Consider the following 20380-nt stretch of genomic DNA (forward strand, 5'->3'; position numbering starts at 1 on the left):
CCTCCACTCCGGTCGGGGGAGCCGCGCCCGCGACGGGTTTCCCGGTCAGCCGGTGAACAGGGCCGCGGCCTGGACCGCGGTCCGCACCACCCCGTAGCCCAGGGCGACGACCACGACCGCCCACAGGAAGAGCGCCGCCGCCTTCGACAGCGTCTGCCCGCCTCGTTCCGTACCGTCCACCGGGTCCTCCCTCCGCGGCCCGGTCCCTCCGGGCGCTTGCAGTTCCTCCTGCCCGCCGGGCGCTCCCGGCGTCCGTCCGGCGCTCACGCGACCGCCTCGCGGGACCGGTCCGGGCCGGCCTTTCCCGTGGTCGGCGTCGCGGACGCGGACAGCGGGCGCACCAGCATGTTGGCCGTGAACCCGACCGCCATCACGGCCACCATGAGGTACAGGGAGGCGGTGTACAGGTCGGCGCCCGAACGGCCCGCCGCGAGCTGGCTGTCGGCGACCACGTTGACGATCAGCGGCCCCGCGATGCCCGCGCACGACCACGCGGTGAGGATGCGGCCGTGGACGGCCCCCACGTTGAACGAGCCGAACAGGTCCTTCAGGTAGGCCGGGATCGTCGAGAAGCCGCCCCCGTAGAAGGACAGGATGACACCGGTGACCGCCACGAAGAGCGCCACGGAACTCGTGCCGGCCACGGCGATGACCAGGTACAGCACGCAGCCGAGCCCCAGGTAGCCGATGTAGGTGCGCTTGCGCCCGAGGGCGTCGGACGTGGAGGACCAGATGAAGCGTCCCAGCATGTTGCACAGCGAGAGGACGCCGACGTACCCGGCGGCCTCGGCCGGGCCCACGCCGGTGAAGAAGTCCTGCACCATGGGGGCGGCCTGCTCGAGGATGCCGATCCCGGCGGTGACGTTGCAGAACAGCACGATCCACAGCAGCCAGAACTGCCGGGTGCGGAAGGCCGCCTCCACGCTGAGGCCGTCCTGGACCTGTTCGCGCTCGGGGGGCGCCTGGGCGGGAGCGCCGCCCTCGGGGGTCCACCCCGGCGGCGGCACCCGGACGGTCGCGGCGCCCAGCATCATGGCCGTGAAGTACACGGCGCCCAGGGTGAGGAACGTGGGGACGATCGCCTCGGAGGGCGTCGCGGCGTACCGGTCCAGGAGCGCGGAGGACAGCGGGGACGCGATGAGGGCGCCGCCGCCGAACCCCATGATGGCCAGGCCCGTGGCCATCCCCGGGCGGTCCGGGAACCACTTGATCAGCGTGGAGACGGGGGAGATGTACCCGATGCCGAGGCCGATCCCGCCGAGGAACCCGTAGCCGAGGTAGAGCAGCCAGAGCTGGCCGGTCGCCACGCCGAGCGAACCGACCAGGAAGCCGCCCGCCCAGCACACCCCGGAGACGAACATGGCCTTGCGCGGGCCGTTGCGCTCCACCCACTTGCCGCCGAACGCGGCGGACAGGCCGAGCATGACGATGGCGATGCTGAAGACGACCCCGATCGCGGTCAGCGAGGTGTCGAACCGTTCGACCAGGGGGGTCTTGAAGACGCTGAAGGCGTACACCTGGCCGATGGAGAGGTGGACGGCGAGTGCCGCCGGCGGGATGAGCCACCGGCTGTAGCCCGGGGGGGCCACGCTTCTCTCGCGGTCAAGGAACGACGGCATGGACCATCCTCTTCACTGATCGGGCACGCGCGGTATCCGGTTGCCGCGCGCGGGTCTTCCAGGTGCGGTCCCGTTCCGGACGGGGGCTCGTGCGGAGCGCCGTCGGGGGCGGGAGGGACCGCGGGGGCGCTACCGGTCGGGTCCTCCGCCGACGCGGTGCGAGGCGCCGGGGAGCGCGCGACCGGCCCCGGGGGCCGGGGTTCCCGCCGCCGCGGCGGGACCGGCCGGCGCGCGGTGGCCGGAGGGACCCCGCACGACGGCTCCCGCGTCCTCGGGAACGGAAACGGGAATGCGGTTTCCGCACGTCGGGCCGGGGGCGCCGAAAAAGAATTCGATTGTGCGCGTCGCGGTGAGGGGCGTGGGCCCGGAAACAGGGCGCGCCTGCACCGTCAGGACGCCGTTGCGTCCTTCTGCCAGCGCCGTGGGGTGCCTGAGCTGGCTCGACAACATGCGGACACAGTACAGGTGCGTATGTCGCCGAACAAGGGCGGGCCCCCTGTTGCGGAGGGGGCCGGCCTCGGGTGACCTCGGGTGACCGAAGGCGCGGGGAGCCGTTCTCGCGCGCGAGAGGGGCCGGAGGTCCCGAAGGGATGGGGCGCGCCCTGTTGCAGAGCCCTGAGCTGCGGGTTCGTGGGGTTCCGGGTTCTTCTGAGGACCTTCGCGCGAGGCCGCCGGCCGGGCGCGCGTTCCGTCCGGCTCGGGCCGGGCGCGCGGGTCGTCACCGCCCGTGAGGCCGTCCTTCGCCAGGTCGGGGGCCCGCCGCACCGCCTCCCGCCTCCCCTCCGGCGAGGGGCCCGCCGCCCTTCCCGGGGCGGACCCTCCCCGGTGAGGAGGCGGGGAAAAGGAAAAGGCGCGCCGATCCCCCGCGTTCTTCCCGGAGGCGGATCGGTGGAATCCGGGTGGGTGCGCGTACGGATTTCTGCGCGTTCCTGGAAGGGGGTGGGGGAAATGGCGAAAGGGGTGGAAAAAGGGGGGAGGGTATTCTCCGCCGCCCGACGCACCCGTCCGCACCGGAGGGCCCGCGTTCTTCGCCCTCCGGACGGGACCGTCCCGGTCGCGCCCCGGCGGCGCGACCCCCCGACCCGCCGGGCCGCCTGCGCGGCCGTGGCGGCGCGCCCCCGCGCCGACGTGCCGCGTGACCCATCCCACCGGACGCGCGACGGTCGCACACGGGGCGGCGGGGCGGCCGGTTGCCTAGGATCTTCCTACCGTCCAGACAGGGAAAGTGCGGTGGAAGCGATGACCGTCCCGGAACGCCCCCTCTCGAAGCTGGGATTCCTCACGATCGGCCTGTTCGACGAGGACGAACCCGCCGCGGGCCACGAGAACACGCTCCGGATGATCGAACTCGGGGAGCGTCTCGGCTTCGACAGCGCCTGGCTGCGCGACCGGCACCTCCAACACGGCATCTCCTCGCCCGTCGCGGTCCTGGCCGCGGCCACCCAGCGCACCTCCCGCATCGAGCTGGGCACGGCGGTGATCCCGCTCGGGCTGGAGAACCCGTTCCGGCTGGCGGAAGACCTCGCGACCGTCGACGTCCTCAGCGGCGGGCGGCTCAACCCGGGGGTCAGCGTGGGGCCTCCCACCCACTACGACCACATCAAGCAGCACCTCTACCCGGACAGCTGGGACACGGAGGACTTCGGCCGCACGCGCCTGTCCCGGCTCCTGCACAACCTGCGCGGCGAACCGGTCAGCACGTTCTCCGGCCGGGAGGGCATCGAGACGTACTCGCGGCGCGTCCAGCCGCACTCGCCGGGGCTGGCCGGCCGCGTCTGGTACGGGGCGGCCGGACTGGCCTCCGCCGAGTGGGCGGGGGAGCAGGGGCTCAACCTGCTGACCAGCAGCGTGGTCCGGGCCGAGGAGGACGACGACTTCGCCCGCGTGCAGCGCTCCCACATCCTGCGGTTCCGCGAGCGCCACCCGCTCGGGGAGCGGGCGCGCGTCTCGCAGGGGCTCGTGGTGATCCCCACCGACAGCGCCACGCCCGCGCAGCGCCGCAAGTACGAGGAGTACGCGCGGGGCCGTCTCGCGCGCACCACCGCGCCGCAGGGGCCCGGGCGCCTCCTCTTCGCCCCCGACCTCGTGGGGAGCTCGGAGCGGATCGCGCAGGCGCTGGCGGAGCACGCCGGGTTCCAGCAGGTGGACGAGGTCGTGTTCGCGCTGCCCTTCACGTTCGAGTACGAGGACTACGAGCAGATCCTCACCGACACCGCCACACGGCTGGGCCCCCTGCTCGGCTGGACGCCCGCGGGGCGGGGCGGGCAGGGGGCGTGAGGACCGGATCGGGCCGTGCGGAACCGGGCCACCCGGTCCGGGCCGTCCGGAACCGGGCCGCCTGGAGCCGGTTCACCCGGGCGGGAGCGGACCACCGTGCCGTGCGGCGGGGCCGGAGCTCCACGACCGGGCCGCCACCCCGGTGAACGGGACGAACAGGCGTCCGGGCCTCGTACAGTGAAGGATCCAGAGCGGACGGGGGAGGCCCGGCCGTCCGCGCCCGCACACACGCCCCGCCCCGGCGGGGACGAGACCCGGATCGGAAATCCTTGTACCTGGCTCGCATCAGTCTCAACCCCAAGCGCAGCACCCCCATGGACCAGTGGGCGTCCATGGGGCGGTCCGTACGGGAGGCCGTCGACCCCGACCCGGACTCCGACGCCCGGGTGCTGTGGGCGCGCGTGTCCCCGACCACGCTCGTGGTCAGCTCCGACACGGCCCCCGCCTGGGGGAAGATCCCCGGCGCGTACGCGGCGACGATGCAGCCGCCGCCCCGCCACACGGAGGGCGAGACCATCCGCTGGGAGCTGATCGCCGCGCCCACCGGGCAGCGCGGGGCCGACGCGGACGCCGACGAGCCGCGACCGCGGGGCAAGCGGGTCGCCCTGGAGGAGTCGGAGTTCCAGGAGTGGATCGAGGCCAAGACGGCGGGCGCGCTGAGGGTGACGTCCGCCAGGTGGAAGCGGCTGGGCGGCAGGCCCGCCCGGTACCACTTCACGGGCCAGGCCGTCGTGGAGGACAGCGAGGCGCTCCAGGAGCTGTGCCTGGGAGGGATCGGCGCGGGACGCAGCACCGGCGCCGGCCTGCTCCTGACCAGCACCGCGCCGACCGTCTAGGGCGGGAGGCCCCGGAGGGGGCACGGGGCCGCGGTGCCGGCGCCGGCACCGCGGGCGCTCCGGGCAGGGGGCACGCGCCCTCAGTGGGCGACGGACTCCAGGTACTCGTTGATGAGCTTGACGTCGAGGTGGTCCTTGCTCCGGCCCAGGAGCGTCTTCCACACCCGCACGTTGTCCAGGGCCGCGAAGCGGAGGCCGTCGATCACCTCGGCGCCGTCGATCAGCTCGTCGACCGTCCAGATGTCGGGGAACCACCCGTTGAGGATCTCGACCCGGTCGTCGAAGAGGAGGACCCGGCGGACCCCGTCGCCGAAGGGGGCGTCCTCGGGCTCGCCCAGGGTCAGCGCCCTCTCCCAGGCGGCCCCGCGGGCGACGACGTCGATGTCCCCGACCTCCCAGCGGAGGTCGTGGGCCAGGAGCGGGCCGCTGCCGGCGATGACGAAGTCGTGTTCGGGAAGTCCTAGCGACAGGACCTTCTTGACGAGGTCGTGTTCTCTGAGGTACACAGACACCCTCCTGAGTCGGGCGGCGTCGCACCCGTCTCACGACATTATAGTGAGGGCCGCGAATCCGACGAAGGCCGCGACCCCCAGGCTGCTCAGTGAGCCGATCATGAAGTACTCCGCGAAGCCCTTCTGGTGGGCCCGCAGATCGGGGAACCGGGCCAGCGCCTTGACGGCCACGACGAGGGCCGCGCCCTCGGGGCGGCCGGCGAGCACGAAGGCGTAGATCAGCGAGCGCTCCAGCCATCCGATGACCGCTCCCGCGCCCCTCAGCGACCTCATCTCCGCGCCCTCCTCCTCGTCGAGGGCCTTCGTGAACGGGCGCAGGAGGTGCGTGACGACCTCCCCGCCGATGAACGTCGCGAGGACGAACCCGGCGACGACGACGAAGAGGCGGTCGTCCCCGAACAGCCGGGCCGCGAGCGCGACGGAGCCGGACGCGTCGTGGACCAGGGCCCCGAGCAGGCAGGCGCCCACGAGAGCGCCCAGGGGCCACAGCACGAGCCCGGGCCGGTCGTTGAACAGGGTCGGCGACGTCTGGGCGTTCTCGTCGCCCCTGGCGAGGCGGGCGAGGGCGACCGCGATGGCGGGGCAGGCGAGCAGGAGGAGCGCCGGCCCCCAGCCGGGCAGGAGCGGCGCCAGCGCGTACAGCCCGAAGGCGAGGGCCACCAGCGCGGCCCGCCACCAGGTGCGGCGGGCCCACGGCAGGCTGTAGGACAGGAGCACGGAGATGCCCGCGCCGACGACGACGCGCAAGAGGTCCACCGGGTACGGCCCTTTCCACGGGGTGAGGGGACGGACCGGCCCCGCATGCGGCGCGGGACGCCGCCGGGAGGGGGAGCGGCGGGGCGGGCGCCGCGCCCCGGGAGCGCCCGGGACGTCGTTCCCGCCCTCTCCGGCGCCCGCGCCCGGGGGAACGGAAGGTCCGGGATCCCGGGCAGTCTAGGGTGTGCGCGGGGGTTCGGCGAAGGGGGCCCGCCCATGGCCGGCCGCGGTTCCCCGGCGTCGCGTGGGGGCCCGGCCGCGGCCGATCCCGGACCGCGTCCACACCGGTCGGCGGGGCCCCGGTCCGCACCCGCACGCCCCCCCCGGGCGGGGCGGCCCCCGTCCGCCGACACGGCGGGTCGGCAGGGCAAGGCAGAACGCCCATAAGGCTCTTTCTTTCATATGAGTATCAACCTCCCGTAGGACTCTTGCCTTCGTTCGGCAAATCATGAAGGTTCTCTTCTGAAAGCGACCCGACCGTCGCGCACAGTTGTCCCGGGGCGGCGACCGGCCCCCCGCCCGCCCTCCGCCCGCGCGGACACAAGTCGGAAGGAGCCACGTTGGCGCCATCGCACCGGAACCGCACCGCGTCCCGGCCCTCACGGGCCGCGGTTCTGATCCCCCGAACGGCCCTCCTCTGCGGCGCCCTCGCCGCCGTGCTCACCACCTCCCTGGCCACCGCGCCGGCCGGCGCCGCCCCGCGCGGGGCCGGGACGGGCGCCCCCGACAGAGTGTGCGAGACCGACCCCCAGGCCCCGCCCAAGCGGCAGATGCGCGCCGAGTGGATCGCCGGGGTGCAGAACATCGACTGGCCCAGCGAGCAGGGGCTCACCCCCGAGGAGCAGCAGGCCGAGCTCGCCGCGCTCTACGACCGGGCGGTGGACGACGGCCTCAACGCCGTGTTCGTGCAGATCCGCCCCACCGCCGACGCGTTCTGGCCCTCCCCGTACGAGCCCTGGTCGGAGTGGCTGACCGGCGAGCAGGGCGGCGACCCCGGCTACGACCCCCTGGAGTTCGCCGTCGAGGAGGCCCACGCCCGCAACCTGGAGTTCCACGCCTGGTACAACCCCTACCGGGTCGCCATGCACGCCGACCCGGCGCGGCTGGTCGAGGACCACCCCGCCCGGCAGAACCCGGACTGGGTCTTCGAGTACGGGGGCAGGCTCTACTACGACCCGGGCGTCCCCGAGGCCCGCGAGTTCGTGATCGAGGCGATGATGCACTCGGTCGAGAACTACGATCTGGACGGGGTCCACTTCGACGACTACTTCTACCCCTACCCGGTGGCGGGGCAGACGATTCCGGACGAGGACACCTTCGCCGAGCACGGCGGCGCGTTCGACGACGTGGCGGACTGGCGCCGCAACAACGTCGACCTGATGGTCCAGGGCATGAGCGAGGCGGTGCACGCCGCCAAACCCCACGTGAAGTTCGGCATCAGCCCCTTCGGGATCTGGCGCAACGCCTCCAACGACCCGGACGGCTCCGACACCAACGGCTCCCAGTCCTACGACGGCCAGTACGCGGACAGCCGCAAGTGGGTCACCGAGGGGTGGCTCGACTACATCAACCCGCAGGTCTACTGGGAGATCGGCCTGCCGGTGGCCGACTACGCGGTGCTGGTCCCCTGGTGGGAGGAGGTCGCGGAGGGCACAGGCACCCACCTCTACATCGGCCAGGCCGCCTACAAGGCGGGCAACGCGGGAGCCTGGTCCGACCCGCGCGAACTCGCCCGGCACCTGGAGTTCAACCGCGACCGCCCCGGCGTGCACGGCGACGTCTACTTCAGCGCCACCTCGCTGGCCACCAACGCACGGGCGGGCATGGACGTCGTGGTGGACGAGCACTACGCCCACCCCGCACTGGTACCCGTCAAGGAGGACCTCGGAGGGGCCGCGCCGGCCGAGCCCGTGGTCACCCGCGCCGTGAGGGGGGACGGCGGCACCGAGCTGACCATCCGGCCGGGGCGCGGCCAGGACCCCGCCTACTACGCGGTCTACGCCTTCGACGGCCCTCCCGGAAGGGACGGGGCCGCGTGCGGCATCGAGGACCCGCGCTCCATGGTCGGCACGGTCCGCGCCGAGGGCCGGGAGACGGTCTTCACCGCGCCCGCCGCGGAGGGCGACCGCACCTACTACGTGACCGCACTGGACCGCCTGCACCACGAGAGCGGTGTGAGCAACCCGCGCTACGTGCGCTGACACCGACCACCCCCGGAAGAGCGGCGCCCGGGAGCCGTGCCCCGCGGTACGGCTCCCGGACGTTTCCCGGGACCGCCCCTCCAGGGCCCGGCCCGCGGACCCGTCCCTCCAGGCCCCTCCTGCGGGCCCGTCGCCGGTCTCCGACCGGCCCGGCCGCGGCGGCTCCCGACGTGCCCCGGACCCCGCCCCGGCTGCGGCCCCGCGGCCGGTGAGCCGGGGCACGCGTGACACGCGGGCGGCGGGCCTGAGGCGTCCGTGACGCCCCGGCCACGGGGCGGCGAAGACCGCGCCAACTCACGGAACGGGGTCTGGCCTCCCGCGCCCCCGTGGGGCACACTCACCGGAGCCGTCCGCCACCCCCGCGTAAGGATCCAGCCCAGGATGACCTCCCCCGCACACACCCGCGGCACCGGACCCGACGTCCCCCGCGGCGCCCGCCGCCTCCCGCGCCCGCTCGCCCCGGTCCTCGCCCTGGCCGTGGGCGCCGCCCTGCTCCTCCCCGTCCCGGCGACCGCCGCCCCGGCGCCCGGGCCCTCGGCCGTCGGCTCGCCCGCACGGTACGTGGACCCGTTCATCGGCACCTCCGGCGGCGGCAACACCTACCCCGGCGCGGTGCGGCCGTTCGGCATGGTCTCGTGGAGCCCCACCACGACCCGCGGCGACCAGACCGACACCGGGGCCGCCAACGGCTACGCCTACGACGCCACCCGGGTCCGGGGGTTCGCGCTCACGCACGTCAACGGCGCCGGGTGCCATCCCGGAGCGGCGGGGGACGTGCCGATCATGCCGGTCACCGTGCCCGTGGACACCTCGCCCAGCGCGGACAGCGCGGACGAGGTCTACGCGAGCGACTTCGACCACGCGGACGAGTCCGCCACCCCGGGCCGCTACACCGTCACCCTGGAGAACGGGGTGCGCACGGACCTGTCCGTCACCGACCGGGCGGGCGCGGGCGAGTTCGCCTTCCCCGACGGCGTCCCCGCGAACCTGCTCTTCCGCACCTCCAACTCGCTCAACGGCAGCGAGGACGCCGAGATCAGCATCGACGAGGAGGCGCGCACGGTGTCCGGCTCCGTGCTGACGGGCGCCTTCTGCGGGCAGCGGGCCAACGGCGGGGAGAACAACCGCAGGTCGTACTACCGCCTGCACTTCACCGCGCACTTCGACACCCCGTTCACCGAGGTCGGCACCTGGGAGGACGGCGAACTCCGGGAGGGCGCCACGACCGCGTCGGGCGGGGAGGGCTACGACAGGGCCGCCCGCCGGGGCGCCGGTTCCGGCGGCTACGTCGGTTTCGAGGAGGGCGCGACCGTGGGCGTGCGCGTGGGCGTCTCCTACGTGGACGCGCACGGGGCCGAGGAGAACCTGGCCGCCGAGATCCCCGCAGGGGAGGGCGCGGACGTGGACGCGGTCGCCGCGGAGGCGGAGGAGGCGTGGAACCGGCGCCTGCGCACCGTCCGCGTCGGCGGCGGCACCGAGGACCGGCTCACCTCCTTCTACACCGCCCTCTACCACTCCCTGCTCCAGCCCAACCTGGTCAGCGACGTCGACGGGCGCTACCCCGGCATGGACGGCGAACCCCACCGCATCACCGGCGACCAGGGCGCCCAGTACACGAACTTCTCCGGCTGGGACCAGTACCGTGCGCAGATCCAGCTGCTGGCGCTCCTGGAACCGGAGGTGGCCGGCGACTTCGCCCAGTCCCTCCTGAACTTCTCCGAGCAGAACGGAGGGGTGTGGGACCGCTGGGTCCACATCAACGGGCCCACCCACGTGATGACGGGCGACCCCTCCGCCGCGACCCTGGCCACGTTCGCCGCCATGGGCGTGGACGGCTTCGACACCCGGGCCGCCTACGACTCGCTGCGTGCGCAGGCCACCGAGCCGCACCCCGACGGGCTGTCCGACGCCGGGTGCCCCGGCCAGTGCGAGGGCCAGCGGCCGCACCTGGAGCGCTACCTCGAACTCCACTACGCGCCCCAGGACGACTGCCACTGCTGGGGCGGGGCGGCCGAGACCCTGGAGGCCTCCGTCGCCGACCACTCCCTGGGCCAGTGGGCGGCCCGGCTCGGACGCGGGTCCGACGCCGCCGCCTTCGCCGAGCGCGGCGGATACTGGCGCAACGTGTTCAACCCCGACGCGACCCCCGGCGCCGGGTACGTCCAGGCGCGCGACGCCGACGGCTCGTGGGTGACCCCGTTCGACCCCGCCCGGGACACCGGCTTCGCCCAGGGCACGAGCGCCACCTACACCTGGATGGTGCCGCACGACGTCGGCGGCCTGGCCGAGGCGATGGGCGGGCGCGGGGCCGCCGCCGCACGCCTGGACGGGTTCTTCCGCACCCCCGGCGGCGAGTGGTCGGTGGGCGGCGGCGACCCCCTCCGCTACGACCCCACGAACGAGCCCGGCATCCACGCCCCCTGGCTGTACAACGCGCTCGGCCAACCGTGGAAGACCCAGGAGACGGTGCGCGAGATCGCCGCCTCCCAGTACGGGACGGGGCCGAGCGGGCTCCCGGGCAACGACGACCTCGGGACCATGTCCGCCTGGTACGTCTTCGCGAGCCTGGGGCTCTTCCCGCAGGCGCCCGGACGCGGCGAACTGCTGCTGTCCAGCCCCGTGTTCCCGTACGCGCGGATCGCTCCGCGGGGGCGCCCGCCCATCACCGTCGTCGCCCGCAACGCCGGTCCGGACGCGGTCTACATCGACTCGGTGCGCCTGGACGGCGAGCCGTACGGGCGCTCGTGGCTCCCGGAGGACTTCACCACCGGGGGAGGGACCCTCACCCACGTCCTGGGCGCACAGCCGAACACCGGATGGGCCACCGGCGCGGAGGACCTGCCGGTCGACCGCTGACACGGGACCGCGCCCGCCGCGCCCGCTCCGCGAGGACCGGGCGCGGGGGCCTCGACCCCGGGCGGGAGCCGAGGCCCCGCCCCCACCCGGCGTCAGGCCCGCGCGGCTCGGAACCGGCGGCCCTGGCGACCTCACGGCGGGGGAGGGGCCGCGAGGCCCGCCTCGTGGGCGAGCAGGCCGGCCTGCGTGCGGTTCTCGCAGTCGAGCTTGGCGAGCATGCGCGACACGTAGCTCTTCACGGTCGACTCGGCAGGAACAGGCGGGCGGCGATCGAGGCGTTGGACATGCCCTCGCCCAGACAGCCCAGGAGTTCGCGCTCCCGTACGCTCAGACCCCGCACGCGTGCGCGCGCGTCCTCCGCGCGGACGCGGTCGCCGGCCGAGGCGCCCAGCAGGCGGCGGGCCGCGACGGGCGACATCACCGTGTGCCCGTCGGCGGCCACCCGCACGAGGTTGACCAGGTCCTCCGCGGGCGTGGTCTTGACCAGGAACCCGATCGCGCCGGCGCTGAGCGCGCGCACCACGTGCGCGTCGTCGTCGAACGTGGTGAGCGCCACGACGACCGGCGGGTCCGCCAGCGCGTTGACGCGCCTGATGGCGGCGATGCCGTCGACCCCCGGCATGCGCAGGTCCATCAGCACGACCCGGGGCCGCAGGCGGACCACGGCCTCGACCGCCTCCGCACCGTCCCCGGCCTGGCCCACCACCTCGATGTCGTCCGCCGAGCCGAGGATCGTGCGCAGGTGCGCGCACACCATCGGCTCGTCGTCGACCACGACCACCCGGATCACGGAGCCTCCCCCGTCCTGTTCCCGTCCGGCAGCACCGCACCGATCCTGAACCCCCCGCCGCCGTCCGGCCCCGCCGCGCAGGCGCGGCGCCCGGCCCTCCGAGCGCCGCGCACACCCGGAGGGACCCACCGTCGGCGGACCGGCGCCGCGGCCCCGCCGGGCTGGCACGGGACCGGCGCCCAGCCCCCGCCCGGCGTCAGGCCTCCACGGTGAAGCCCGCGCGGAGCAGGTCCTCCTCCCGCGACGACGGGCCCACGAGGAGCTCGAACCCGCCCGGTTCGACCACGCGCGTGCCCGAGGCGTCCACGATCGTGCAGTCGGCCACCGGCACCTCGATCTCGACGACACGGGACTCGCCCGGCTCCAGACGCACCTGCCGGTACGCCTTGAGCTCCTTCTCCGCCCACGTCACCGACGCGACCGTGTCGCAGACGTAGGCCTGGACGGTCTCCAGCGCGGGCCTGGCGCCCGTGTTGGCCACCGTGACCCGGGCGCGGACGATGTCCCCGGGCCCGACACCGGGGCGGGGGATCCGCAGGTCCGCGTATTCGACGGTCGTGTAGGAGAGCCCCTGGCCGAACGCGAACGCGGGGCGCTGCGTGAGGTCCGCGTACCGGTCGCCGTGCTGGCCGCGCACCTGGTTGTAGAACGTCGGCTGCTGGCCGGCGTGCCGCGCGAAGGAGATCGGCAGGCGGCCCGAGGGCTCCACCAGCCCGAGCAGCAGCTCCGCGACGGCGCGCCCGCCCAGCATGCCCGGGTTGGCCGCGTACACGAGCGCGGCGGCGTCCAGCGCGGAGTCCGGCAGCACCAGCGGCTTGGAGGCGACCACCACGACGACCATCGGGGTCCCGGTCGCGGCGAGGGCGTCCAGGAGCGCGACCTGCCCGCCCACGAGTTCGAGGGTCGCGGTCGACCTGCCCTCGCCCACGAGCTCGATCCGGTCGCCGACCACGGCGACGACGACGTCGGCGTCCTCGGCCGCCGCCACCGCCTCCCCGATCATCCGCCCGTCGGGTTCGGCGGGGACCACGACGCGGGGGCGCGGCTGGCCGTCGGGGAAGAACTCCCCCTCCGGGTCCGGGGCGAGGCGGAGGATGTCCGCGCCGCGGGCGTGCCGCACCTTCCACCCCTGCGGGAAGTGGTCGCGCACGCCGTCCAGGACGGTCCGGACCATCCCGCGCGGGTGGCCGTCCGGAAGCCAGTCCACCTGGCCCGACGCGCCGGCCCAGTCGCCGAGCTGGGTGTGGGGGTCGTCGGCGTTGGGCCCCACCACGGCGACGGTGCGCGCCGGGGCGTCCGCGGCGGCGTCGGCCCGCCCGGAGGCGTCGGCGCGGAACCCCCCGTCCAGGGGCAGGGTGCCGTCGTTGGCCAGCAGGACCAGGGAGCGGCGGGCGACCTCCAGGTTCAGGTCGGTGTGCTCCCGTGCGCCGATGACCGCGGCCTGGCGCTCCGGACTGGGGTGGCGCGGGTCCTCGAACAGCCCGAGCTCGAACTTGAGCGTGAGGATGCGGCCGACGGCGGCGTCGATCTCCGCCTCGGCCAGCATGCCCCGCGCGACCGCCTCCTGGGCGCCCTCGAAGAACTGCGGCGTGGTCATCACCATGTCGTTGCCCGCGCGGACCGCGGCCGCCGCGGCCTGGGCGTGGTCGGCGTACACGCGCTGCTCCCACACCATGCGGCCCACGTTGTCCCAGTCGGTCACGAGCGTGCCGGTGTACCCCCACTCGCCGCGCAGGACCTCGTCGAGCAGCCAGTCGTTGACCGTGATCGGCACGCCGTCCATGGACTGGTAGCCGAGCATGAAGGTGCGGCAGCCCTCGCGGGCGACCCTCTCGAACGGGGGCAGGAACCACGAGCGCAGCTTGCGCCGCGAGATGTCCGCCTCGCTGGCGTCGCGTCCGCCCTGCGTCTCGGAGTAGCCGGCGAAGTGCTTGGCGCACGCCAGGATCGCCGTCGGGTCCTCCAGCCCCTCGCCCTGGTAGCCCCTGACCATCGCCGAGGCCATCTCGCCGATGAGGAAGGGGTCCTCGCCGAAGGTCTCGCCGACGCGTCCCCAGCGCAGGTCGCGGGCGATGCACAGCACCGGGGAGAACGTCCAGTGGACGCCGGTCGCGGCGACCTCGACGGCCGTGGTGCGGGCAACCCTCTCGACGAGCCCGGCGTCCCAGGTCGCCGCCATGCCGAGCTGGGTCGGGAAGATCGTGGCCCCCTCCCAGAAGGAGTGCCCGTGGATGCAGTCCTCGGCGACGAGGAGGGGGATGCGCAGCCGCGTCCGCCCGGTCAGGGCCGCCGCTTCCAGGACACGCTCGGGGGAGGTGTGCAGGATCGAGCCCGCGTGCATGTCCTCGATGAGCGGGCGGACCCCGTCCTTGGCGTCGAGCTGCAGCATCTGGCCGACCTTCTCGGGCAGCGTCATGCGTCCCAGGAGGTCGGCGACCCGCTCGGCGTGGCCCAGCGCGGGGTCGAGGTAGGGAAGGGGTGCGTTCAACGGGGTTCTCTCCTGCGGCGTCGGCTGGGCGCGGTCTGGTCGAGGGTGCGGGTCGGCGTGGCGGGAGGCTGTCACGGACAGCCATGGGAACGCTCCCATGGGCGCGGCTCGTGGGATTCCCCCGCGAACACGGGCCCCTCCGACACCCTCGTGACGGGGACGCGCCCCGCCCCGCGGTGAGGAGCGGTCCGCGTACGGTCGTACGCTACGGCAGCCACCGCCACCCGCGTCAAACCGGGGGCCGCAACGTACCGGGTACCACGGGCGGGCGGACGCGCGGCGCCGCACCGGCCCGCCCGCGCACCCGGTCCTCGCCGACGCATCGGCGGGGGCGCCGTGCGGCCCCGAGGCGGGCCTGTCCGCGCCGCCACCCCCGGCTTACCTCCGCACCTGTGATCGCTCACCTCTCCGCCACTGCCTCGGCCGCCGGGGGCCCGCGTAGTGTTCAGCTGGTCGCCCGGAGCCACCGGGAAACCCCGCAGGAGGGAACGAACCGATGAGGAAAGTCGCCTACCGCATCGCCGCCAGGCTGGGCATCGTCGACAGCGAGCGCCTGACCCGTCCCTACATCTACTACTAGGCCGCCGCCTCCCCGGACCCGCGCCCCGGTCCGCCCGGCCCCCGACACACCCGCGGACCCCCCAAGCGCGGGTCCCGGAGCCTCCGGGACGCCGCGGGCACCGACCCCGGACCGCGGTCCGGCGGACACGGCCCCGGCGTCCCGACCCCCCGCCGCTCCCAGGGCCCGTGCCGATCCTCCGGGGCACGGGCCCACCGCCTTCCCAGGACGGTCCCGATGACGGTCACCCACACAGCCCCTCCGGGACCCGGGGGAGGGCGCGGCACGGCCAACGCCGCCGACTACGCCCTGGACCCGCTCGGCTTCCTCACCGGGGCGGTGCGCGAGTTCGGCGACGTCGTCTCCCTGAGCTCCTCCAACGTGCTCCTGGCCCACCCCGAGGACATCGGCCGCGTCCTGGTCGACCGGGGCGAGAACGTCGTCAAGATCAGCGAAGGCACCCGGCGGGGGCCCACCGGCTTCCCCCGCGCCATGATGAACAGCGAGGGGGCGGACTGGGAGCGCAAGCGCGCCCGGCTCCGTCCCGCCTTCCGCAGCGAACGCCTCGCACACCTGGAGGAGGCCGCGCGGGAGGGCGTCGCCCGCACGGTCGGATCGTGGACGGACGGGCAGACCGTCGACGTGCACCACGAGATGTCCCGGCTGGCCATGCTGGTGGGCGCCACCCACATCGCGGGCCGCGAACCCGGGGAGCACGGCGAGGCCCTGGCCGGCGCCGTGGCCGCCATCATGCGGCTCACGTCGTCCCCGCGCCTGCCCGCCTGGCTGCCGACCCGCGTCAACCGCGACCTGCGGAGGTCCCTGCGCGACCTGGACGACGCGCTCGCGGTGATGATCCGCGAACACCGCGACGACGGCGCCGGGACGGCCCTGGACGCCCTCCTCGCCGACGACCCGTCCTTCGAGGAGGTCCGCGACGAGCTGGCCACCCTGCTGATGTCGGGCTACGAGACCACCGCGGACGCGCTGACCTGGCTCCTCCACCTCCTGGGGGCGCACCCGGAGGCGAACGACCGGATGGGCGAGGAGGGGTTCGCCCGGGCCGCCGCCAAGGAGGCCGTGCGCCTCTACCCGCCGGCGTGGGTCATCAGCCGGGAGACCGTGCGGCCGTTCGAGGCGGGCGGCCACACCCTCCCCGCCGGGACCGTCCTCGGGCTCAGCCCGTGGGTGACCCACAGGGACGAGCGGTGGTTCCCCCGGGCCGGCGAATTCCGACCCGAGCGCTGGCTCGCGGGCGGGCCCTCCCACCGCTACGCCTACTTCCCCTTCGGGGCGGGGCCGCGCGGCTGCATCGGGGCGTCGATGGCCCTGCGCGAGGTGGAGGTGATCGCCGGGGAGCTGTGCGCCCGCGTGCGCCTGGAACCCGTCGCGCCGGAGGCGGTGCGGCCGCGCCCGGCCCTGGCGCTCCAGCCCCGCGGGGTGCGCGCGGTGGTCCGGAAGCCTCGGCGCGGCTGACCGCCCCGGCTCCCCTGCGCCGTCGGGCCCCGGGGCGTCGGGCCCCGGGGCGCCGGGCCCCGCCCCGAGCTCCGCACCCACCGGGTGCGGCCGGTCCGGGCTCCCGCTCCGCCGGGGAGCGTCCTCGCGGGCCTCCGGGCGGACGGCCGTCCGGAGGCCCCACAGGGGACGGTGTGCGACGTTCGGCCCGGTGGCGCCCGGACGGCCGTCGTCGACCACGCGGCGGCCCGGCGCCGGGCGTTGGCGGTGTGGGGCGTCGAGAGCCTTCCGGTGGTCGGGGTGGATGGCGCGATCCACACCGGTACCGAGGCCCTCTTCGCCTCTGTCGGCCGGGGCGGGTGTCACCAACCTCCGGTACACCTAGCGCCGGGCGCAGACCAGGAAGAACGGGATGGCGACGAACAGCCGCCCCGTCCCGGCGCGCTCGCGCTGCTCGTCCGCCCACGCGGCCGCCCGGTCCCCGGGGACCGCTCCCGCCGCCACGGCCGCCGAGGCCAGGCCGGTGAGCATGGGCAGGACACCGGCGTCGGTGAACAGGAGCACGCTGCCCTCCACCTCCACGTCCCCGAAGCCCGCCTCCAGCAGCAGGGCGCGCTGGCGCCGGGGCGCGCGGGGGTCGGGCATGCCGTCGGCGTACGAGGAGACGATCGCGCGCGTCAGCACCGGGTCGGCCGAGTCCACGGCGTACGCCTCCCAGTCCTGGCCGAGCAGCACGACGCGGCCCCCGGGGGCCAGGACCCTCCGGGCCTCGGCCAGGGCGCGCGCGGGATCACCGAGGGAGTGGTAGACCTTCTCCGCCCTGTACCCCTGGACGCGGCCGTCGGGCAGGGGGAGCGCGTAGGCGTCGCCGCGCAGGAACCCCGGTCCGGGATGGCGCCCGCGGGCGGCGCCGAGCATGCGCGGGTCGAGGTCCACACCGACCACGCGCGGCCCCTCGGCGGCGATCTCCGCCGCCGCGCGTCCCGTCCCGCAGCCCACGTCCACGACCGTGTCCCCCGGCCCCGCGCGGAGGAGTTCCCGCGCGCGCGAGCGCAGCCGCACCGCCCCGGGCGTCAGGTCGAACCGGTCCAGCCTGGCCAGGAGCCGGTCGGTGTCCGACCGTTCGGAGGTCCGCATGGAAGGGATTGTGCGGCCCCGCCGACCGGACGGCAAGACCCCCGCGCCCCTCCCGCACGACCCCGGTCGCGCCCGCGGCGTCGCGGCGCCGGTCGTGCGCTCCGCGCGCCGGGACACGGGGCGTCCGCGCACAGCTGCGCCCCGCTCGCCGGTGGCGGGCGGGGCGCAGCGGACCAGGGGTCATTCGGAGGGTTCGGGAAGCTCCGGGCATTCGATGGTCGGGTTGACCCCCACGTAGTTCAGGGGGCCGACGAAGACCGTGCCCACGGTGTGCCCGAGGTTCGAGCACGAGGCCTCGTCCGCGCCGAACAGGCCGCGCTGGAACGCGGCGATCAGGCCGATGAGAAGCCACAGGACGACCAGCGTCGAAAGAACGATCTTCACGCGCACTCTCTGCCTCCAAGGGGGGTGAGCTGACGAGGCGGCGTTGCTTCGCCAGGGACCTACCCGCGAGGAGGGGCGTCTCACCTGCTTCGCCCGCCGGGCGGCGCCGCGCCGCCCGGCGACCGGCTCAGGGCCACACGTCGAAGCGCCACCGGGTGGGACCGTGCGGCAGTTCGTCGGCGGGGAACGCGAACACCGTCGACGGCGTGACGGTGAAGACCCGGTAGGGCGGCGGACCCGCGGTCGGCGCTCCCTCGGGGCCGGTCAGCTCGCCGTTCCCGGGGGCCGGGGCCCACCCGTAGCGCTCGGCGTACGCCGCGGCGACCCTGTCCAGGCGCTCGGCGTCCAGCACCGCCTCGACGGTCCCCTCCACCACCACGTCCATCCGGCCCGTGCCGAACGCCAGGCTCACATCGGGCGAGGACGCCATCAGGCGGGACTTGGCCGAGGACTGCCCCGAGGCGAAGCAGGGCTGGCCGTCCACCCACACCGCCAGCAGCGGCCGCGTGTGCGGAGGGCCCTCCGCGCGGGACACGGTCAGCCAGTACGTCCCGGCCGTCTCCACCAGGTGGGGGAGAACCTCCGACCACACGCCGGGGGGTCCGCTCGTCAGGGACTCGGCCTTGGGATCCGGAAAAGCGAACACGACACACTCCTCTGGGCTCTCTGGCGTGAACAGACCAGGGTAATGGGCGGTGCCGACACTCACGCCGCCGCGGGCGCGGTGCGCCGGACGCGCAGCGCGAACCCGGCGAAGACCACGGCCGCGCCGACGGCGGTGGCGAACATGACCACCGTCATGCTGGACAGCGTCACCGGGCCGAACAGCCCGGCGGTGGCGGCCAGGCCGGACCCGATCGCGAACTGGAGCGAGCCCAGCAGGGCCGAGCCGCTTCCGGCGACCTGGGGCGGCTGCCCGTTCAGGGCGAGCGCGGTCGCGTTCGGCGACACCAGGCCGGTGAACACCATCATCACGAACAGGGCGGCGGTCACCGTCACCAGGTCGGCGAGGCCCGCGGTGTCCAGCAGCGCCAGGCCCGCCACCGACAGGATCGACCCGACCAGGCCGAGGATCAGCCGGCGGTGGATCTCCACCCGGGGGATGAGGAACGCGTTGAGCTGGTTGCCGAGGATCATCCCGAGGGTGGTCACCGCGAACACCAGGCTGAACTCCTGGGCGTTCGCACCGAACCGCGACTGCGACACGAACGAGAACGTCGAGATGTAGGTGAAGCTCATGCCGAAGCTCAGCGCGAGCGTGAGCGTGGGCCCCGTGAAGCGGATGTCGCGCAGCAGGCTGCCGAACACGCGCATCTGCGCGCGCGGGCTGACCCGCTGGCGCTCCTCGCGCGGCAGGCTCTCGGGCAGGCCGAACAGGACCAGGCCGAAGGTCAGCAGGCCCGCGGCGCCCAGCACGGCGAAGAGCAGCTGCCAGGGACCGAAGAAGAGGAGCTGGCCGCCCAGGACCGGGCCGAGCATCGGCGCCAGCCCGGCGAGCAGCACGAGCCGTGAGAAGAAGGTGGCGGCGGCGTCGCCGTCGAACACGTCGCGCACGATCGCCCGCGAGACCACCAGTCCGGCGGCGGCGGACAGCCCCTGGAGGAAGCGCAGCGCGCTGAACGCCTCCACGCTCGACACCATCGCGATGGCGAGCGTCGTGGCGGTGAACACGCCGATCCCCGCGAGGAGCGGAAGGCGGCGCCCCCACCGGTCGCTGAGTGGTCCGATGACCAGCTGTCCCAGGGCGAGACCGGCCATCACCGACGTCAGGGTGAGCTTGACGCTCGACTCGCTGGCGCCGAGGTCGGCGGAGATCTGGGGCAGGGCGGGCAGGTACAGGTCGGTGGCCAGCGGGCCGAGGGCGGACAGCACGCCCAGGACGAGCACGAGCAGCAGCGTGCGACGGCGCGTGCTCCGGTCCCCGCCGCGAGGGGCGGCGTCCCGGACGTCGGTCGCGTCGGCGCGGACGACCGGGGTCGCCTCGTCGGTCGCGGCGGTCTCCGGGGCGCGGTGCTTCGGGCGCACGGAAAGAAGGGTCACAGGGGCTCCAGCACAGGAAAGGTCAAGGACAGGGAGAACCGGGAAGGTGCTCGGGCGCCGTGAACCGCCTTCGGGCGGGGCACCGTCAAGAAAGTCCCACGTGGGGATACTCCCGGCACCAACACACGACCTGCGCTCGGCAATCCCGGCTTTACCCGGCGATCCGCGTGATCCGCGTTACGTCGCGAGAACCCCTGTGCGGGGCGGGGTTGCGGAGGACTGTGACGGCGGCCATGCGGGCCGCGGCGCGGGCCGGTGAGCCGTGATCAGGGGCGTGGCGGCCGACCCGGCGGAGGCCTCCGGGGCAGCGCGCGGCCGGAGCCCTCTCGCCGGTCCCGGCGCGGGCCCTTCCACGGGTCGGGGCCGCCGTCGGCGGCGCGGGGCACGGCCTGTGGTGCGGCAAGGGGAACTCCACCCACGCCGGGGGGCTCGCGGATCCCGTCGTGCGCGGCCCCGGTCCAGGGATCCCT

At 74.8% G+C, this 20380-nt stretch carries 16 protein-coding genes; 6 read left to right on the forward strand and 10 right to left on the reverse strand.

What is annotated here, in order from left to right:
- Positions 1–45: 45 nt before the first annotated feature.
- Together ACWGL3_RS15600 and ACWGL3_RS15605 are read right to left on the reverse strand one after the other, a co-directional pair.
- Entirely contained in the window at positions 46–180 is a 135-nt protein-coding gene (locus ACWGL3_RS15600) for an MFS transporter small subunit (protein WP_267949813.1), read from the reverse strand.
- An 83-nt stretch (positions 181–263) separates the two neighbouring features.
- Entirely contained in the window at positions 264–1619 is a 1356-nt protein-coding gene (locus ACWGL3_RS15605; RefSeq protein ID WP_267949814.1) for an L-lactate MFS transporter, read from the reverse strand.
- A gap of 1239 nt (positions 1620–2858) precedes the next feature.
- On the opposite strand from ACWGL3_RS15605, the gene ACWGL3_RS15610 reads away from it, so the two are divergent.
- Complete coding sequence (locus ACWGL3_RS15610; protein ID WP_452461455.1) at positions 2859–3896, forward strand: LLM class flavin-dependent oxidoreductase; 1038 nt, start codon at positions 2859–2861, stop codon at positions 3894–3896.
- Between the two features lie 269 nt (positions 3897–4165).
- Entirely contained in the window at positions 4166–4732 is a 567-nt protein-coding gene (locus tag ACWGL3_RS15615; RefSeq protein ID WP_267949815.1) for a type I-E CRISPR-associated protein Cas6/Cse3/CasE, read from the forward strand.
- An 80-nt stretch (positions 4733–4812) separates the two neighbouring features.
- Here the strand turns inward: ACWGL3_RS15615 and ACWGL3_RS15620 are convergent, their stop codons facing one another.
- Entirely contained in the window at positions 4813–5238 is a 426-nt protein-coding gene (locus ACWGL3_RS15620) for a hypothetical protein (protein WP_267949816.1), read from the reverse strand.
- 36 nt (positions 5239–5274) lie between these two features.
- Positions 5275–6000: a hypothetical protein gene (locus tag ACWGL3_RS15625; protein ID WP_267949817.1), complete on the reverse strand. Its 726-nt coding sequence runs from the start codon at positions 5998–6000 to the stop codon at positions 5275–5277.
- Positions 6001–6560: 560 nt separating this feature from the next.
- Here ACWGL3_RS15625 and ACWGL3_RS15630 point away from each other — a divergent pair.
- Both ACWGL3_RS15630 and ACWGL3_RS15635 read left to right on the forward strand, forming a co-directional pair.
- Positions 6561–8201 carry a glycoside hydrolase family 10 protein gene (locus ACWGL3_RS15630; protein WP_267949818.1) on the forward strand — a complete coding sequence of 547 codons (1641 nt, stop codon included), beginning with the start codon at positions 6561–6563 and terminating at the stop codon, positions 8199–8201.
- A 381-nt stretch (positions 8202–8582) separates the two neighbouring features.
- Complete coding sequence (locus tag ACWGL3_RS15635) at positions 8583–11057, forward strand: GH92 family glycosyl hydrolase (RefSeq protein WP_267949819.1); 2475 nt, start codon at positions 8583–8585, stop codon at positions 11055–11057.
- Between the two features lie 235 nt (positions 11058–11292).
- Here the strand turns inward: ACWGL3_RS15635 and ACWGL3_RS15640 are convergent, their stop codons facing one another.
- Positions 11293–11847, reverse strand: coding sequence for a response regulator (locus ACWGL3_RS15640; RefSeq protein ID WP_452461448.1), 555 nt, complete (start codon positions 11845–11847; stop codon positions 11293–11295).
- A 196-nt stretch (positions 11848–12043) separates the two neighbouring features.
- Complete coding sequence (locus tag ACWGL3_RS15645; RefSeq protein ID WP_452461449.1) at positions 12044–14335, reverse strand: exo-beta-d-1,3/1,6-glucosidase; 2292 nt, start codon at positions 14333–14335, stop codon at positions 12044–12046.
- Between the two features lie 496 nt (positions 14336–14831).
- Between ACWGL3_RS15645 and ACWGL3_RS15650 the strand changes: the two genes are divergently transcribed.
- Entirely contained in the window at positions 14832–14915 is an 84-nt protein-coding gene (locus ACWGL3_RS15650) for a cittilin family RiPP precursor (RefSeq protein ID WP_352982781.1), read from the forward strand.
- Positions 14916–15131: 216 nt separating this feature from the next.
- A complete protein-coding gene (locus ACWGL3_RS15655; protein WP_267949822.1) occupies positions 15132–16370 on the forward strand; it encodes a cytochrome P450 in 1239 nt (412 codons plus the stop codon).
- A gap of 360 nt (positions 16371–16730) precedes the next feature.
- Here ACWGL3_RS15655 and ACWGL3_RS15660 read toward each other — a convergent pair whose 3' ends face one another.
- From ACWGL3_RS15660 to ACWGL3_RS15675, 4 genes are all read right to left on the reverse strand, one after another.
- Entirely contained in the window at positions 16731–17486 is a 756-nt protein-coding gene (locus tag ACWGL3_RS15660) for a methyltransferase domain-containing protein (protein ID WP_267949823.1), read from the reverse strand.
- 180 nt (positions 17487–17666) lie between these two features.
- The gene (locus ACWGL3_RS15665) at positions 17667–17876 is read right to left on the reverse strand and encodes a hypothetical protein (protein ID WP_267949824.1); all 210 of its coding nucleotides are present in this window, start codon (positions 17874–17876) and stop codon (positions 17667–17669) included.
- 121 nt (positions 17877–17997) lie between these two features.
- Positions 17998–18516: a pyridoxamine 5'-phosphate oxidase family protein gene (locus tag ACWGL3_RS15670; protein ID WP_267949825.1), complete on the reverse strand. Its 519-nt coding sequence runs from the start codon at positions 18514–18516 to the stop codon at positions 17998–18000.
- A 59-nt stretch (positions 18517–18575) separates the two neighbouring features.
- Positions 18576–19766, reverse strand: a complete 1191-nt coding sequence (locus ACWGL3_RS15675; protein WP_412759544.1) for a multidrug effflux MFS transporter — start codon at positions 19764–19766, stop codon at positions 18576–18578.
- Positions 19767–20380 lie beyond the last annotated feature (614 nt).

It is taken from the genome of Nocardiopsis sp. NPDC055824 (assembly GCF_053616335.1).